Raw genomic sequence first — 16,864 nt, 5'->3', positions numbered from 1 at the left:
TAAGTAGCTGATTATACGTGGTTTACGAGTCTGATTTTGTGGTGGGCTCATGATGTGCTGATAGGTGATTACTATGAAAACTTATCATAAATTTGCCTTCTCCGCCCTCGCTTCTGTATTTGCCGCTGCTGGCCTCGTTTCCTGTGATGTTGAGAAAACCCAGGACGGTGAGATGCCGGAAGTAGAAGTAAAAGGTGAGACCAAACTCCCTAAATATGATGTGGACGCTCCTGATGTGGACGTGACCACCAAGAAAAAAGAAATTGAGGTGCCGGACATCGAAATCACTCCTGCAGACGAGGATACCAATGACCAATAATATTGCTTCAGCTTTTCGGAGCTAGATGCCCCGGAAAACGAATTTTATGAAAAGCCGCGCTGGTCTTCCAGTGCGGCTTTTTGTTTTCAGGTTGGGGCAAAGTATTCTCGTGGCTTCCACGGGGAAATCAGGCATATTTACCGGCGATGGAAATATTCAGTCAACTGGGAACCGCTCTTGGACTTGCATCGTTGGCGGGAATCAATCTCTACCTCACAGCATTTGTGGCCGGGCTGGCGATTCGATTCGACTGGATAGACCTTGCTGCAACTCACGAAAACCTGGCGGTTTTAGGGCATGATTGGGTACTGGCAACGGCCGGTATTCTGATGGTTGTAGAATTCTTTTCCGACAAGATCCCCTGGATCGACAGTGCTTGGGATGCTCTCCACACTATTGTCCGGCCTGCAGGGGGGGTATTGCTGGGCTTGGGCGCACTCGGGGACATGGATCCGGCTATTCTTGCGATAGGGGGGCTGATGTCTGGCGGAGCCTCATTAACAATGCATGGCGCAAAGGCAGGAACGAGGCTGCTGGTAAACATGTCTCCGGAGCCGGTTTCCAACAGTGTGGCAAGTGTGGCGGAGGACGGGCTGGTACTCGGTGGACTAACTCTGACCGCACTGGCGCCGATTCTGGCGTTTTTTGTTTTCGTGATCCTGCTAGGAGTAGCTCTATGGATCGTGAAGAAGACGTTTGGCACGGTTCTCGCGATTTGGCGGAACCGTCGCCGAACGAAGGCTGAAAAGAGTCAGCCGGTTTAAATACTAGGCGCTGACTGGTGTGAGAGCGGTTTTGAGTCGCTCGCAGACTTCGATGACGTTTTCACGGGAGTTGAAGGCAGATATACGGAAGTATCCTTCACCTGCGGAGCCAAAACCTGAGCCCGGGGTGATCACGACCTGAGCCTCGTGGAGCATTTTATCAAACATTTCCCAGGATGTTGTGCCTTCCGGGCATGCTACCCATACGTAAGGCGCATTCTCTCCGCCGAATACGTCGAGGCCGAGTGTCTGGCAGGCTTCGCGGAGAAGTTTTGCATTTCCCATGTAGTGGGTGATGAGATCGGAGACCTGCTTTTTCCCCTCTTCAGAGAATACAGCAGCTGCGGCAACCTGAACCGGGTAGGATGCGCCGTTGAATTTGGTGGAGTGGCGGCGGGACCAGAGCTGATGGAGTGAAACGTCACTGCCGTCATCTGCCTTTCCGGTAAGTTGTTTGGGGATAATGGTGTAAGCACACCGAACACCGGTGAAGCCACCGTTTTTGGAGAATGAGCGGAACTCAATGGCGCAATCCTTTGCTCCTTCGATCTCGTAGATGGAGTGCGGGATTTCCGGATCCTGGATGAATGCTTCGTAGGCAGCATCAAAAAGGATGATGGCGTTATTTTCTTTCGCGTATTTTACCCAGGCTTCGAGCTGCGCACGTGTGGCAACAGCGCCGGTAGGGTTGTTCGGGAAGCAGAGATAAATGAGATCGGCTTTCTCGGTAGGGACGTCTGCCACGAAACCGTTTTCCGCTGTGCAAGGCATGTAGAGAAGTCCTTCGTAGGCACCTTTTTCATCCGCGTCCCCGGTGTTGCCGGCCATGACGTTGGTATCAACATACACCGGGTAAACAGGGTCTGTGATGGCAATGGTGTTTCCTTTACCGAAGATATCGAGGATGTTTCCGGTATCGCACTTGGAGCCGTCCGAGATGAAAACCTCGTCCGCGGAGATGCCGAGATCAGCGAATTGATTTTCTACAATCGCGGTACGGAGGAATTCGTAGCCTTGTTCGGGGCCGTAGCCGTGGAAAGTCTCGCGGTCGCCTTGTTCGTCCACGCCTTTGTGCATGGCCTCACGGACGGAGGAAGGAAGTGGTTCGGTAACATCGCCGATGCCACAGCGGATGATCTGGGCTGCTTTGTCGGGTGCGGACTCGGTGTATGCTTTTACGCGACGTCCGATTTCCGGAAACAGGTATCCGGCTTTGAGTTTGAGGAAGTTGGAATTGATCGTTGCCATATGAGGATCATTTAGGCGGGGGAGGGTTGCGGAGCAAGTGTCTTTTGGAAACTAGACCAACCCCTGGAAGGCTCGTTTTTTGCCCCCGAAAGAAAGAAGTCGGTGGTGCAGCGGGAGGCTCAAGGGCAAAATGCTCATCCCGGATGCTTCGAACCTGAGAATGCAGGCGGACGCTTCGGGTCCTATTGGGCCGGAATTTCGTTCAGTGTATAGAAAGCATCTGGGTGCCAAAGCTTGGTGCCGGCTGCTGAATGCACGCCCGGAGCCATTAGGTGGTGGACGTGGCCGCGCACCAATCCGTCGATAGTTAGGCGAACGGAGAGTTTGTCCGGGGAGATTTTCGCAGCAGTGATGGTCGGTGTGGCCTGATCCACTTCAGGAGAACCATATTTTGATTGGAGGATGTAGGTCCAGGCTTCCATCGAATAGCTGGCGGGATCAGCTGCTGTAACCGGATCGACCGACTCGGTGAAGGTGAGGGTGAAACCATCCTGCTCGGCATGCATGGACTGTATTTCAAACGGTGTCTTGCCGGTCCATCTCACGCGTTCGAAGGTGAACGGCTTGTTTCCCCTTGAGGCCCAGCCACGGTTCGATCCTCCTGTGAAAATGATTCCTTCCTCATTGTCGAAGGTGACCGGAATGAGGCCGGCCTCGAAGCCATCAAGGAAACGGAATACCGCGCCCTGATAGATATCGTTTACCTTCTCCAGGCAGATGCGTTGGATCTGTGAGTGTGTTTGCTCTCCGATGTAGAGCTGGTCCTTCCATGGGCCGAATGTTTCGCCGGTTTCATCGAGTGCGATGCCGGTGGGTGATTGGCCCACTTTCCCGTGAGGTAGGATGACAGCCGGTGGCATGAACGTCGGGTATTTAAGCCGCTGGGTGAGGATTCGTGAGCCGTCTGCGACATCAGGCGGAGTCGGTAGGTTGCTCAACGAGTGATACTTGTTACCGGTAGGATTGCCTTGAAATGAGCCTGGCTTGAGCCATTTCAGTGAGGAGGAGCCATTCCACGGTCCTTGGTTATCGGTGTAGAACATATCGCCTGCGGCATTCATGCCGATGCCACCGGGTGAGCGGATTCCGGAAACCGTGGGGATCATATCTCCTTCCGGGGTGATACGGACTGCCCAGCCGCGCCAGTCCGATTCCGCGGTTGCGGAGCCGGTGAGGCAGAGTGTTATCCAGACATCTCCGTTTTTATCCGGGGCGCTTCCGAAGGCGTATTCGTGGTAGTTTCCGTTGATCCCCCATTCAGAGTTGATGGTCTCGAATACGTCGGCGGCACCGTCCCCGTTGGTGTCCTTAAGCCGGGAAAATTCCGGGCGTTGTGTGAGGAAGAGCGAGCCGTCCCGATAAAACATGCCAAGCGGTTCGTGGAGGCCGTATGCGTATTTTTTCCAGGTAACTTTGGATAGGTCATCCCCATAGGCGCCGGAGCAAATCCAGAGATCTCCGCGGCGGGTGGCTACCGCGACCTTTTTCTCCGGCATGAGTGCGAGGGAGGAAATTTCCATGATTTCTCCGTCAGGGAGGGGGATTTCCTCTCTGGTATAGAAGTCGGATTGTGTCTGGGCAAAGAGGCTGCTGCCAAGAAGCAGGGGTGCGAGAATTGAGCGCATGGGTTTCAGATCAGGTTTTAAAATGAGGTGACGGTCAGCTTGGGAAATCTACTTCAGGTTGTAGATGATGATTTCGGGCACTTCCGGGGTGACGATAACCGTTTCTGAATCGGTGATAGCAGGGTTTCCGTGCGGGATCTCGATCGGTTTATTGCCACCGCTTAAAGTGAGTGTTCTGACCAGAGTTCCCATTGCGCCGGGTGCCCAGGAATCACTGAGTGTTTGTTGGTCAATCTGCAGATGGAAAGTGGGATTGCCATTCTCATCGAGGCTGTATCCCTTGAACTGTGTATTTTTGGAGAAGTACCTTTTCTCAGTGAGCTTGATGACTTTGTTGCCAGCGGGCGGTTGGTTTCCCTGGCCACGGTTTGTCCAGTGCCGGCCTGCATCGATGAAGGGACCTGACCAGATGAGCTCCGGCGCGAGGTTGTCCGCCGAGTATGCCATGTTCAGCTCTCCGGGAAAGCCGAAGCCGATGGCGCGCGGAGTGGTGCCATCGATAAAGTTTCGATAAATCGCTGTTTTACCATCGTCAGGAGTCAGAATGATGCTGGGGTTCCGTGATTTCTTTACTTTCTTCTTGGTTAGCCATGTCCAACCCTTGCTGCCGGATTTCCTCCAGCGGAGCTCGATTTTTTGCTGGCGGGTGTTTTCGAAATACTCGATGCGAATCTGATTTTTGCCCTTCTTCAGTGATATTGAGCCTTTTCCTGCCCGTTTTGGCGAAACCGGTCCTGGTCCAGTTACTTCAGCGACCAAGGTATCGTTGAGAATTACCCTTACACCATCGTCTGCCTGTGCGGTGAATTCGTAATCGCCATCAGTTTCGGCGATGAAATCTCCTTCCCAAACGATTCCGTAGTTATCCTTAAATTCTGAAATGGAGAGATCGATGATGCCGTTGTGTTCTTCTTCGACGTTTTCCGCTTCGATTTTATCGAAGTCCGGCATTTTGTCCCACTGGCCCCGGTAAACTCTGGAGATGATGTTTTCGAGGCCTGTTTTCTGTTTTGGAAGGGGGAACAATTCCAGAAGCTCTGCTGCGGTCCATGGTTTGTCTCTGTTCTCGAACTCGGACGCTACGACGGTGATTACATCCATCTGAATTTTCGGGCCATTGTTTCCCCAGGAGGAATTGACGTAATTCAGGATTGTCTGGATGTTCTTGAGGCTCAGCGAGGCCTCGTGCGGAGGCATCGCGAGATTGAAAGATTTTCCCGATACCTCAATGGGGCCTTCCAAGCCTTTCAGGACCACGAGTGCGGCCCGTTTCGGATTGCCTTGAAGCCAATCGCTACCGGCAAGGGGAGGGAATGTGCCTTCGCCTGCGCCTTTTCCGTCCATCCCATGACAGGCAGAGCAATATAGCTCATAGAGCTGGCCGCCGTCCTGCGCTTTGATCGAGCAATTCAGGATAGTTGTAAGGAAGAGTATTCTTAGGAAAGGCTTGGCCATGGTGATTGAACGCGAAAGGGGCAAGGGTTATTTCATGTGCTACAAAATTTCAATAAAATTGACATAGAGAGCTGGTGATATGTACGAAAACTGCTTTACTATCTCTCGATCGAAGTAGAATGATTCGCGCCCTCCCATGAAGATTTTCCGATACACCATTTCCACAGCGTTTTTCTGTTTTGCTGCTGCGATTTTCAGCTCATGTGGCCCAATTACGCCTCCAATGCCGCAAAAGGCGGGGCGGATCATGTATCAATGGTATCCGGATACCGGCACGGGCGAGGTTTCCGTGGCGATTGATCTGGGTGAACAGGTTGCGACCGTGAGCCGTGGCGGTAGGGAAATCGGCTGGGCGTTCGTCGCGACTGGTATTGAAGGCCGTGGTACACCTTCCGGAACTTATAGAATCACCGAAAAGATCGTGGACAAGCACTCCAACCGCTATGGCTGGATTGAAAATGAATTTGGTGAAGTGGTGGACAACGATGCCTCACCCGGTGACCCAATGGGCCCGACAGACGTCTATAAGCCTGCTCCTATGCCATATTGGATGCGTCTTACCGACTATGGAATCGGGATGCACGTAGGGAAAATTCCCCAGCCCGGCGCACCTGCATCGCATGGTTGTATTCGTATGCCAGAGGAATTCGTGCCGACACTCTTCGGTAAGGTGAAAGTAGGCACTCCTGTTACGATCACTTACTGATCGGACGGCTACCATTTAGGTTCGTAGTAACTTCCTAAGAAGGAAGTTATCTTAGGAATGCATTTCTCGTGTAGGAAGACAGTCGGTTAGAGCCACTGTCCTCTGGTTGTAGCTCTTCGCGACGCCATGTTGCACAGCGCTCGCTGGGTCTTACCTCTATTTGGAGTGGGGGAGAGCGGTGAACCACGGTGATCGCCTCCCATTTGGCTCTATCGCGGTAGATACTCCCTAAAATGCTATGTTTTGAGATGCCTGATGGCACTCGCAGAGAAACAAGCTTAGGAAGTATATCTGATACCTCCTATTGAAAATCTGCCAATGGTTGGGACTACAATTCGGCGGAGGGTTATATGAACCAGACTGCTGGCGAGAATTCGCACGCGGTCCCTTCCTCCGAAAATAGTTCAGCCCGGATGAACCGAGCTGAACCTCACAGGTGTTTCTAGTCGGTGATTTTCGGAGCGGTTTCCTTCTTGGCACCCTTTCTGACGAGAACGTAGAAGAGCGGGGCAAATATGACACCGAAGAGGGTAACGGCGATCATCCCGAAGAATACTACTGTTCCCAGTGCCTGGCGCATCTCCGCGCCCGGGCCGGTGGCGATGACCAAAGGCACAACTCCGAGGATGAATGCCAGAGAAGTCATGATGATCGGGCGGAGGCGGAGTGAGGCAGCTTCCGCAGCTGCTTCAAAGCGGTTCATGCCTTCTTCTTCCAGCTGCTTGGCAAATTCTACGATGAGAATGGCGTTTTTCGAGGCCAGTGCCACGAGTACGACGAGACCAATCTGGGAGAGGATGTTGTTATCCATACCGCGGAGGTGAATACCCCAGATGGCACCGGTGAGACAGAGCGGTACGGTGAGCACAACCGCAAGAGGTAGGCCCCAGCTTTCGTATTGAGCGGAGAGCAGGAGGAATACGAAGAGGATGGCCACCAAGAAAATGGCAACGGCAGATCCGGTGACGTTTGCTTCCTGATAAGCCATTTCCGTCCATTCGAAGTTGATGCCGGGTGGCAGCACTTTCGCGGCAAGTTCCTCCATTTTCTCCAATGCCTGCCCGGTGGAAACTCCGGGAGCCGCACCACCGATGAGGTCGGCGCTCGGATACAGGTTGTGCCTGACCACGCGGTCGGGACCGGTAGTCTGACGGAGCTGCATTACAGAACCGAGAGGGACCATTTCGCCGGAGGCGTTCCGGGTTTTTAGCTTGGCGATATCTTCCGCATCATCACGGAATTCACTGTCAGCCTGGGCTGTCACCCGATAGGTGCGGCCGTAGAGGTTGAGTTCGTTAACGAAAGATGAGCCGAGGTAGATCTCCAGAGTGGAGAAGAGGTTTTCCAAGGGAACTCCGAGCATCAATGCTTTCTCACGGTCGATATCGGCATAATATTGCGGTCCGGATGAGGTAAATGGAGTGAATGCTTGTCCAATTTCAGGCTCTGCCATGGCTGCAAAGGCAAGGCCCCAGGTAGCTTGCTCGAGCGCTATGTATCCTAGGTCCGCGCGGTCCTGGACTTCCATCTTGAAGCCACCTCCGGTTCCCAGACCACGGATGGTCGGAGGCGGGATGACAATCCCGAAGGCGTCTACCTTGCGCACGGCTGCGGTGAGCTTTTCATACATCTCGGTGCCGCTTGTCCGCTCTTCGAAGGGATCGAAGATTGAGAAAATAACGATCGAGTTCGTGGAGTTCGAGAATGTGGCTCCGTTGAAACCGGCGAATGCGACGCTGTTTGCGACTCCATCCACATCATTAATCAAGTCGATCAGCTGTCTGGCAACCTCATCCGAGCGATCAAGCGATGATCCGGTGGGCAGCTGTGCGGCGATAATAGCGTAGCCTTGGTCCTGGGCGGGAATGAATCCGCCGGGAACTGTTTTGAATCCTACCCCGGCAATGGCCAGTAGGCCGCCGTAAAGCAGGAGCATGACTATGGCCATACGGACTGTTTTCTTGATGAAGACCGAGTAGCCGTTGTTCAGGCCGGTAAAGACCTTGTTGAATAGTTTGAAAAACCAGCCGAAGAGGAAATTGATAATCCGGGTAAGGGGATCCGCTTTCTTTTGTTTTCCTTTCAGAAGTAAAACTCCGAGTGCCGGGCTGATGGTTAGGGAAACCAAGGCCGAGATCATGGTGGAGGCGGCGATTGTCAGGGCGAACTGCTTGTAGAACTGTCCGGTGATTCCGCTGATGAAAGCGGTAGGAACGAACACCGCGATAAGCACTAGTGAGGTTGCGAAGATCGCGCCGCTGACTTCCGCCATGGATTGGCGGGCTGCCTCTCGTGGTGTGAGTCCTTTTTCGAGATTTCGCTCAATGTTCTCTACCACAACGATCGCGTCATCCACCACGATTCCGATGGCCAGGACGAGTCCAAAGAGTGTGAGGTTGTTGATGGAGAAGCCGAACAATTGCATGACGGCGAAGGTGCCGATAAGTGAGACGGGGATCGCCAGAACCGGGATCAGTGCGGCTCTCCATGTCTGGAGGAAAAGGATCATCACAAGGACCACCAGCAGGACTGCCTCGAAAAGCGTGTGGAGCACGGCTTCGATGGATTTATCGATGAACTGGGTGGGATCGTAAACGATAGCGTATTCCATTCCCTCCGGGAAATCGGCGGACATTTCCGTCATTGCCTCGCGAATTGCTGCGGAGGTCTCAAGAGCGTTGGAGCCAGGTCTCTGGAAGATAGGCATCGCGAGTGTCCGTTTGTCCCCCAGGTAGGCGTTGACGTTGTAATCCAGTGAGCCGATTTCGACGCGGGCGACATCGGAGAGGCGCACAAGCCTTCCGTTCTCACCGCTTTTAACGACTACTTTTCCGAATTGCTCTGGGGTGCTGAGGCGCCCCTGGGCGGTGACGTTGATTTGGAAAGGAACTTCCTTGTCCAATGGTTGCTGGCCGATAGTGCCGGCGGCGATCTGTACGTTCTGGGCACGGAGAGCGGATACGACTTCCGAGGCGGAGAGATTGTAGAAATCCAGGCGGGTCGGTTCCATCCAGACACGCATTGAATATTCACGTGCGCCGAAAAGGCGGACTTCACCCACGCCGTCGATACGGCGGAGTCTCTCGCGGACCTGTAGAAGGCCGTAGTTGGAGATGTAGCCGAGGTCGAAAGTATCGTCCGGTGAATACATTTGGACGACCAGCAAGAGATCGGGAGATGATTTCTGAACCTGGACGCCGATGGTCCGCACTGTCTCAGGGAGACGTGGCTGTGCGATGGCTACACGGTTCTGAACAAGCACCTGGGCCTTATCCAGATCCGTGCCCAGGGCGAAGGTGACGGTGAGCTGATAAGCTCCATCCGCGGTGGCCTGGGAGTTCATGTAAAGCATGTCCTCCACGCCGTTCACCTCCTGCTCGATGGGTGCGGCGAGGGTTTTTGCGATGGTATCGGGAGTGGCTCCCGGGTAGGCCGTGGTCACGACCACGGTAGGGGGCGCTACTTCCGGGAACTGCGCAATGGGCAGTGAGAAGTAGGAGATGGCCCCGATGATGATGATGATGATGGATACGACCGATGCGAAGCGCGGACGGTCGATGAAGAAGAAGGAGAAATTTTTCATCGGAAGAAATTATTGGGAAAAAGGTGCCGGAGGGCTGTCATCTGAATGCAATGATTCGAGATCTCATTTCTCAGGAACCATGGGCACTGTGGTAGGTGCGACAGGGACCTGAGGGCGGAGGAGCTGGATGCCGGAAACGGCGACTTGGTCTTCTTTGGTTAGGCCGTCCGTGATGATTCGTAGGTCACCACTGAGCTGGCCTGTTTGAAGGTAGCGTTTTTCGACGGTGTTATCTTCTTTGAGAACCCATGCGAAGCGCTTGTCCTGGTCGAAACCGAGGGCCGCGTCCTTGATCAGGAGCTTATCGGAAGGCTGACCTACCGGGACACGGACTTGGGCAAAGAGGCCGGGAGTGAGGAATTCGTCTTCATTCTGGACCAGTGCGCGCATTTGGAGCGTAGCGGTGGAGCGGTCCAATTGGTTCTCGGAGAAATCGATTTTTCCTTTGAAGTCAAATGAGTCGGAGTCGGAAACAGCGATTTCCACTTCAGGGCCTTCACCGTTTCTGCCGTTGGTTTTGTCTTCAAAGAAGAGGCGGGTGAACTGGAGCACTCGTCTTTCATCCACCTCGAAGGTGCAGTGGATCGGGTGGTGGGGGACGATGGTGGTGAGCTGGGTGCCACCGGCGGTTCCACCGCTGATGAAGTTACCCACGGTCACGTTGAAATTACCTGCAACACCGGAGATGGGTGCATGGATTTCGGCGAATTCCTGGTCGAGCTTCGCGGAGCGGAGTCCGGCTTGCGCGGAGAATAGGTCAGCTTCCGCCTGGGCGAGTTCACTGGTGCGGGTATCAAACTCCTCTTTGGATACAGCCCCTTTCTCCACAAGGTTTGTGGAGCGGTCGAGGCTGCTTTTTGCGAGCGAGAGGCGGGCTTCAGCTTGTTTCACGGAGGCTTCGGTGATGGCTGCGGCCGCATCGAAAACGCGTGAATCGATTTTGAACATCAGATCGCCTTTTTTAACTTTCTGGCCCTCCACGAAATGCACGGATTCCAGATAGCCGCTGACGCGGGCCTGGAGTGCTACCTCCTCGATCGGTGTGAAGCGACCGGTGTAGGTCTCGGTCAGGGCGATTTCCTGGAGAATAGGGTGGGCGACCTGAATGGGCATTGCCGGCGGTGCGCCACCTGCTTGCTCGTCTTTTTTGCACTGGGTGAGAAGGAGTAGTGGCAGAATTAGGAGTCGTTTCATGGAAATGAAAATTTAGTGATTGGTAGGGGAAGGTTATTTGGAAAAGCCGCCGCCGAGAGCCTGAATGAGCAGGACGGTTGCTTCGAAGGAGCGGCCGCGGGCCTGGACTTCAAGGCGCTGGGCATTAAGGAGTTCGCGCTGGCTGTCAGCGACTTCGAGGTAGGATGAAACACCTTCCTTGTAGCGGACTTCGGAGAGCTCGTAGGAGCGTTTGGCAGCGGTGATGCTTTCCTGCTGGGCTGCGATCTCATGGATGGCACCGCGGCGGGAGGATAAAGCGTTTTCCACGTCGGCGAAGGCCTGGAGGACGGTTTGTTGGTAGTTGGCCAGAGCTTCCTGGTGACGTGCCTTGGCTGCCTCAAGATCTGCTTTCCGGCGGAGGCCCTGGAAGATCGGGAGATCGACCTGCGGACCGAGGCTGAACTCGGAGCTGGACCAATTGAGGAAGTCCGAGGTTTTCGCGGAGGTGAGTCCGCCACTGCCGATAAGTGAGATGCGGGGGTAGAAATTCGCTTCCTGAATTCCAATTTCCGCGGAAGCGGCTGCGAGAGTCATCTCCGAGGCAAAGACATCCGGGCGGCGGCCAAGTAACTGGACGGGTGAGCCGGAAGAGACGTTCGGGGCCTTGTTTGAAGTAGCTTTTTGCGAAATACTGAAGTTGGACGCATTTCTGCCAGCTAGGATGGCGATGGCATTTTCAAGGGAAGCGCGTGGGGCCTCGAGTGCGACGAGCTGGGCCTTTGTTGTTGCCAATTCGGACTGCGCGCGGGCGACGTCTACTTCACTTGTGGCGCCGCCTTCAAAGCGGTCCGAGGCGAGGTCGAGCGTTTCCTGCCTGGTGTCCAGGGCCTGACGTAGAACCGCAGCCTCACTATCAAGGAAGCGAAGCGCGAAGAAACTGCGGGCCAGCTGAGTCTGGAGCGAGAGTCTTGTCTGATCCACGGAAACTTCGGCTGCGACGGCAGTTGCCTGTCCTGCTTCCACGATACGGCGGACGCGGCCCCAGAGGTCCAGCTCGTAGCCAAGGGACATGGAGACGTTATAATTATCGTAATAAGTCTGGGTGAATCCGCCGCTGATGCTGTTTTCCGAGGCTCTGTTTCTGGTGGCGGAGGCGGTGCCGTCCACCTGTGGGAAAAGGCCGGATCGGCTGACACCGAGTGCGGCGTAGGCTTGGTTACGACGTGCTTCCGCAGCGCGGAGGTCGAAGTTCCCATTCTGGAGGTCCGCCATGAGGGAATTGAGCTCGGAGTCTCCGAAGATACCCCACCAGCGGTTACTCATGCGTTCCGAGAAGACGGATGCCGAGTTTTTATAGCTTCCGGCAAGCTCACTATTCGGGGTGGTGTGATTCGGGCCGACGAGTTTGCAAGAAGTCAGCAAAAGAGCGAAGGACGCCGGTGCTATCCAGAGGGCCGGGCGAAGTGGTTTGAAGTGATGATTTTTCAAAGCTTAGGGAAGAGAGAGTTGAGAGGTGACGGGCTATTGTGCGCTAGCTGCGGGGGTGGAGATCTGTTGGAGTGCTGTAAAGCGTTCGGACAAGGCGCGGTAGGCGTCCCGCATCGGTTGAGTAGATTTACAAATGGTCGCCCGCTGGATGGAGCCGGCCCATAAATCGCGATAGAGGCCGGCTTCAAACATCGGGTCTACGCTATCAGGAATTTGCCCGATTCTTTTGGCTTCTTCGAACACGCCGCTGAGAAGGTCCATCCATCTTCCCAGGCCGTCTTCCAGGACTTGTCGCATGGAATCGCTGAGATCCGTGACCTCCGAGGCGAGTTTCAGAACGAGGCAGGGGTAGCGTTTGTTGTTTTTCTCGAATCTATCGATGGAGTTTTCCATCAGTTCCACCAAGCGCTGCAGGGGCGCTTCATCGGGGATCTCGGGTGAGAGTAACAGGCGTTTATGGGTCGATGCGGCCGCCATGTAATGCTTAAGCAATTCCACGCCGAATTCCTCTTTCGATTTGAAATAGTGGTAGAAAGATCCTTTGGGGACGCCGACTGCCTTGAGGATTTCGTTGAGCCCTACCGCGTGGAAACCACGGTTCCACATAATTTCTTCGGCTGCATCGAGTATGCGTTCTTTGGTATGTGGTGTGCCCATGACTTCGGGTAATTAGACCAGTCGTCTAGCGGTGGCAAAATCTATTTTAAAAAATTTTCAACGGTTTTTTATAGGGCTTTGATTATCAAAGATTTAAGAGTTGCCGTTGGTGTAGGAGAAATGGTGCGTTGCACGGAATCAAAGGGCGCCATCTGTGGTCTGGGATGCAGATGGCCCGGGTATTGATGGGATTTCTATCCCGCGGGTTCGGCGGATGTTAGGATTTCCATGCTTGAGGTTTTAGATGAAATGCTGATGGGTAGGAGATTGATGAAAAATGATTTCCCTCCAATCGGTCAGAATATTTCGAGACGCCGCCTGCTGAAGACGCTGTTTTGTTCGAGTGTGGCGATGAACCTGAATCTGAAGGCAGATGCGAAAACCGGCAGTGTTTCCGTTGCCGGGCGGCTGGATTTCCTGGCGGTGGGGGATTACGGAAAAGGTGATGAGAGGCAATTTTCCGTAGCCAGAGGGATGAAGGTATATACCCTCTCGCTAGCGACCAAGCCCGATGGATTGTTCTTACTTGGGGATAATTTCTACGGGCCAATGCCGGGCGGGGTGAAGTCTGTGCGGTGGATCAAGGGATTTTCTGAGCCATATCCAGCAAAGGTCTATCCCGGTCCTTGTTGGGCTGTTTTGGGGAATCATGATTACCGGGATACTCCAGGGAATGAGCAGATCCAGCTAAGATATGCGGCTTCGCTGAAGCGGGGAACCCGGTGGACGATGCCGGCGAAGCATTATCGGGTGGATTATCCGGCGGATGATCCACAGGTGACTTTCATCATGATCGATACGAACTGGAAATCGCTTTATGTGAATAACCGGAGGCAGAAGAAACAGATCTGGATGTCAGCGGAGGAGGAAGAGGAGCAGAGGGTCTGGCTGGAGGGGCAGCTGGCCGGAAAGCGTGCGCCTTTCACCGTGGTGGTGGGCCACCATCAGCTGTATTCAAATACGAAATACGGGGATAATCCGGCAGTGATCGAGGAGCTTGGCGAGGTGCTGCAGAAGCATAAGGTTCACCTGTATTTATGCGGTCACGAGCATGACCTGCAGCATCTGGAATTGGATGGGCTGTGCACATCCTTTGTGGTTTCCGGGGCTGGTGCGGGATCCCGGGGTGAGGTGACCAAGGAGCGAGAAAATTCCGCGGCGGACCTCGTTGGCGGATTTTCCCATCTATCTCTGGATGGTGAGCGCCTGTATGTCCGAAATATCGATGAGAAGGGAAATATCTGCCACGCCTTCAGCAAGGGATTGGATCATAGCTGGCGCATAGAGGCCTGATCTTGCTCAACCGACCTAGATAAGCCTGAACGGCGCTGCGATTTCGAACCAAGGTGTGGTTTCCGCCTGAGAGGCGCAGTGGAGTGCTGTGTGCGGGTGACCGATTTCCAGTAGGCATGCCTGGAAACGTGTGGTGACTTTTTGCGGGCAGTTGCAGTCCGAGCTGAGGTGGCCGAAGACGATCTGCGAGAGATCCGGATGGGAAATTTCCCGCAGAAGTTCCTCTACCTGGGTGTTGGAAAGGTGGCCATGGCGGGATGCGATGCGCTGTTTGATGGACCAGGGGCGCTTCGTATCCATTTCCAGGAGTTCTTCGTCGTAATTAGCCTCGACGAAAAGTGCGGAGAGGTTTTTCAGGCGCAGCTTCACGCTGGAGGTGACTTGACCGGCGTCCGAAAGCAGGCCGAAGCGGTGGGAATCATTCGCGACGACAAATCCGACGGGGTCGACGGCATCGTGCTGGATGGCGAAGCTTTCAATGGAAAGGTGATCGATGGGGAAAATTTGCCCGGCATCGAAGGTTTTCCAGATGGCCTCGCCGATATTTTGCTCGCGGACCACATGGGCGGTTTCCGGGGTGGCGTAGATGGGTGTGGGGTGTTTTTTGAGAAAATTCCTTAGGCCGCGGGTGTGGTCTCCGTGCTCGTGGGTTAGGAGTATGGCGGAGAGGGAGGCTGGATCGATCCCGATGCTTGCGAGGCGTAGGCAGAGCTGTTTCGCGGAGAGCCCTGCATCGATAAGTATGCGGGTGTTGCCGCATACGAGGATGGTGGAGTTTCCGGAGGAGCCGGAGCCGAGGACTGCGAATTTCATGAAGCGGGTGGGAGGGATAGCGCAGATGATGGTGAGGGTTGAAGGACGAATTGATACTAATTCGGGGTTTCCGCCGGAAAGGGGTTAAATCATGCCTTGCGGAGCCTTGAATTGATGTTGCCCGTGTGAGGTGGGTGTGGTTTTCTTTGCGGCCCCTGAAGGTAAGGGTAATTTTTTATGGCAAACAAAGACGTTACAGATCCGGTGCGGATGGAGAAAATCGTTTCTCTCTGCAAGCGTAGAGGCTTCATTTTTCAAGCGGGTGAGCTTTACGGGGGGCTGAACGGTTGCTGGGATTACGGCCCTCTGGGCGTGGAGCTGAAACGGAATCTGAAGGATTTCTGGTGGAGAAAAACCGTGCAGGAGCGGGACGATGTTGTCGGTATGGATGGCTCGATCCTGACGATGGAGCAGGTTCTCCAATCTTCCGGGCATATCGGTGGTTTCAGTGATCCGATGAGTGATTGCTTGCTCTCCAATGCGAGACTTCGCGCGGATCAGATCGAGCCGCAGAGTGGGACGGTTTACCATTTCTCCGGAGCTACGCTCGAGGAGCTGGAATGGAAATCCGAGAAGGCCTACTCGGTGCTGAAAATCGAGGGCTATGATGAGGCGAAGGCGCGCAAGACCGCCCGCGAGTATTACGCACGTTTCATTAAGGAGAGCGATATGCCGAAGAAACAGGCGATCAAAAATATCGAACTTCAAGGGGAAGCTACCGAGGAGGTAACCGATTCGACGCGCTACAATCCTGAGAACGGATCGCTTTTGACAGAGCCGCGTGAGTTCAATCTCATGTTGCAGACAAATTTCGGAGCGACTGGCGAACAAGTGGCTTATCTCCGGCCGGAGACTGCCCAATCCATTTTCTGCCAATACAAGAACGTGCTGGATTCCAACCGTGTGAAGCTGCCGTTCGGTATCGCGCAGATTGGCAAGGCGTTCCGCAACGAGATCAATCCACGGAACTACACGTTCCGCTCCCGTGAGTTCGAACAGATGGAAATCGAGTATTTCTGCCATCCGGATGACGGTATGCGCCTTACCGATGAGTGGCTTGAGACCCGTCTCTCATTCTATGAGGAAATCGGCGTGCCGCGCGCGAAGCTGCATATTCTGGATGTGCCGGATGGTGAGCGGGCTTTCTACGCGAAGAAAACCTACGATATCGAATACGAATTTCCGTTCGGAATTCAGGAACTGGAAGGTGTGGCCTACCGCACCGACTACGATCTTGGTGTGCATCAGAAAGGCTCTGGTAAACCGATCGAATACTTCGACGAGGAGACCAAGGAGCGTTTTCTTCCGCATGTGGTGGAGCCATCAGCAGGATGTGATCGCACGATTCTGGCTCTGATCTGTGAGGCCTTCGACGAGGAAGATCTAGGGAAAGATGGCAAGAGCGATGTCCGCACAGTGATGCGCTTCGTGCCATCCATGGCACCGATCAAGGTGGGAATTTTCCCGCTGATGAAGAAAAACGAAGATCAGGTGCGCATTGCAAAAGAGATCCAGAAGGAGCTCCAGCCGTGGATGAACGTATTTTACGACGATGGTGGAGCAGTGGGCCGCCGCTACCGCCGCCAGGATGAGGTGGGCACGCCCTTCTGCATCACGATCGATTTCGAGACATTGGGTGAGGAGAATCCGGAATTGAAGAATACCGTGACACTCCGCCACCGTGATTCAATGGAGCAGGAGCGCATGGCGATCGAGGATCTCCTTCCGTGGCTTATGGCCCGTATCCGGTAATCTATA

The 16,864-nt window shown here is 54.2% G+C and carries 12 protein-coding genes and 1 pseudogene; 5 read left to right on the top strand and 8 right to left on the bottom strand.

Going from position 1 to position 16,864, the window contains the following annotated elements:
* Positions 1 to 73 precede the first annotated feature (73 nt).
* Positions 74 to 319: a hypothetical protein gene (locus AAGA79_RS13270; RefSeq protein ID WP_411826290.1), complete on the top strand. Its 246-nt coding sequence runs from the start codon at positions 74 to 76 to the stop codon at positions 317 to 319.
* 146 nt (positions 320 to 465) lie between these two features.
* The gene (locus AAGA79_RS13265) at positions 466 to 1,083 is read left to right on the top strand and encodes a DUF4126 domain-containing protein (protein ID WP_411826289.1); all 618 of its coding nucleotides are present in this window, start codon (positions 466 to 468) and stop codon (positions 1,081 to 1,083) included.
* Between the two features lie 3 nt (positions 1,084 to 1,086).
* Here the strand turns inward: AAGA79_RS13265 and AAGA79_RS13260 are convergent, their stop codons facing one another.
* The 3 genes from AAGA79_RS13260 to AAGA79_RS13250 form a co-directional block, all read right to left on the bottom strand.
* The gene (locus AAGA79_RS13260) at positions 1,087 to 2,331 is read right to left on the bottom strand and encodes an LL-diaminopimelate aminotransferase (RefSeq protein ID WP_411826288.1); all 1,245 of its coding nucleotides are present in this window, start codon (positions 2,329 to 2,331) and stop codon (positions 1,087 to 1,089) included.
* A gap of 182 nt (positions 2,332 to 2,513) precedes the next feature.
* Positions 2,514 to 3,956 (bottom strand): hypothetical protein, encoded by a 1,443-nt coding sequence (locus tag AAGA79_RS13255; RefSeq protein ID WP_411826287.1) that lies wholly within the window; start codon positions 3,954 to 3,956, stop codon positions 2,514 to 2,516.
* A gap of 48 nt (positions 3,957 to 4,004) precedes the next feature.
* On the bottom strand, positions 4,005 to 5,411 hold the full coding sequence (locus AAGA79_RS13250) for a PA14 domain-containing protein (RefSeq protein WP_411826286.1): 1,407 nt from the start codon (positions 5,409 to 5,411) through the stop codon (positions 4,005 to 4,007).
* 136 nt (positions 5,412 to 5,547) lie between these two features.
* On the opposite strand from AAGA79_RS13250, the gene AAGA79_RS13245 reads away from it, so the two are divergent.
* Complete coding sequence (locus AAGA79_RS13245) at positions 5,548 to 6,117, top strand: L,D-transpeptidase (RefSeq protein WP_411826285.1); 570 nt, start codon at positions 5,548 to 5,550, stop codon at positions 6,115 to 6,117.
* A gap of 453 nt (positions 6,118 to 6,570) precedes the next feature.
* Here AAGA79_RS13245 and AAGA79_RS13240 read toward each other — a convergent pair.
* From AAGA79_RS13240 to AAGA79_RS13225, 4 genes and pseudogenes are all read right to left on the bottom strand, one after another.
* Positions 6,571 to 9,700 (bottom strand): annotated as a pseudogene (locus AAGA79_RS13240) (efflux RND transporter permease subunit); the annotation flags it as partial.
* Between the two features lie 63 nt (positions 9,701 to 9,763).
* Entirely contained in the window at positions 9,764 to 10,894 is a 1,131-nt protein-coding gene (locus tag AAGA79_RS13235; RefSeq protein ID WP_411826284.1) for an efflux RND transporter periplasmic adaptor subunit, read from the bottom strand.
* A gap of 33 nt (positions 10,895 to 10,927) precedes the next feature.
* On the bottom strand, positions 10,928 to 12,343 hold the full coding sequence (locus AAGA79_RS13230) for an efflux transporter outer membrane subunit (RefSeq protein WP_411826283.1): 1,416 nt from the start codon (positions 12,341 to 12,343) through the stop codon (positions 10,928 to 10,930).
* Positions 12,344 to 12,376: 33 nt separating this feature from the next.
* Positions 12,377 to 13,000, bottom strand: coding sequence for a TetR/AcrR family transcriptional regulator (locus AAGA79_RS13225; protein WP_411826282.1), 624 nt, complete (start codon positions 12,998 to 13,000; stop codon positions 12,377 to 12,379).
* Between the two features lie 228 nt (positions 13,001 to 13,228).
* Here AAGA79_RS13225 and AAGA79_RS13220 point away from each other — a divergent pair, with 228 nt between their 5' ends.
* Complete coding sequence (locus AAGA79_RS13220; protein ID WP_411826281.1) at positions 13,229 to 14,293, top strand: metallophosphoesterase; 1,065 nt, start codon at positions 13,229 to 13,231, stop codon at positions 14,291 to 14,293.
* A gap of 15 nt (positions 14,294 to 14,308) precedes the next feature.
* Here the strand turns inward: AAGA79_RS13220 and AAGA79_RS13215 are convergent, their stop codons facing one another.
* Entirely contained in the window at positions 14,309 to 15,106 is a 798-nt protein-coding gene (locus AAGA79_RS13215) for an MBL fold metallo-hydrolase (RefSeq protein ID WP_411826280.1), read from the bottom strand.
* Positions 15,107 to 15,283: 177 nt separating this feature from the next.
* Here AAGA79_RS13215 and AAGA79_RS13210 point away from each other — a divergent pair, with 177 nt between their 5' ends.
* Entirely contained in the window at positions 15,284 to 16,858 is a 1,575-nt protein-coding gene (locus AAGA79_RS13210) for a glycine--tRNA ligase (RefSeq protein WP_411826279.1), read from the top strand.
* Positions 16,859 to 16,864 lie beyond the last annotated feature (6 nt).

The sequence above is a fragment of the Luteolibacter sp. AS25 genome (assembly GCF_046736275.1).
Classification (GTDB): Bacteria; Verrucomicrobiota; Verrucomicrobiia; order Verrucomicrobiales; family Akkermansiaceae; genus Luteolibacter.
The sequence above is the reverse complement of the archived record's forward strand: the minus strand, read 5'-3'. Positions and strand labels throughout refer to the sequence as shown.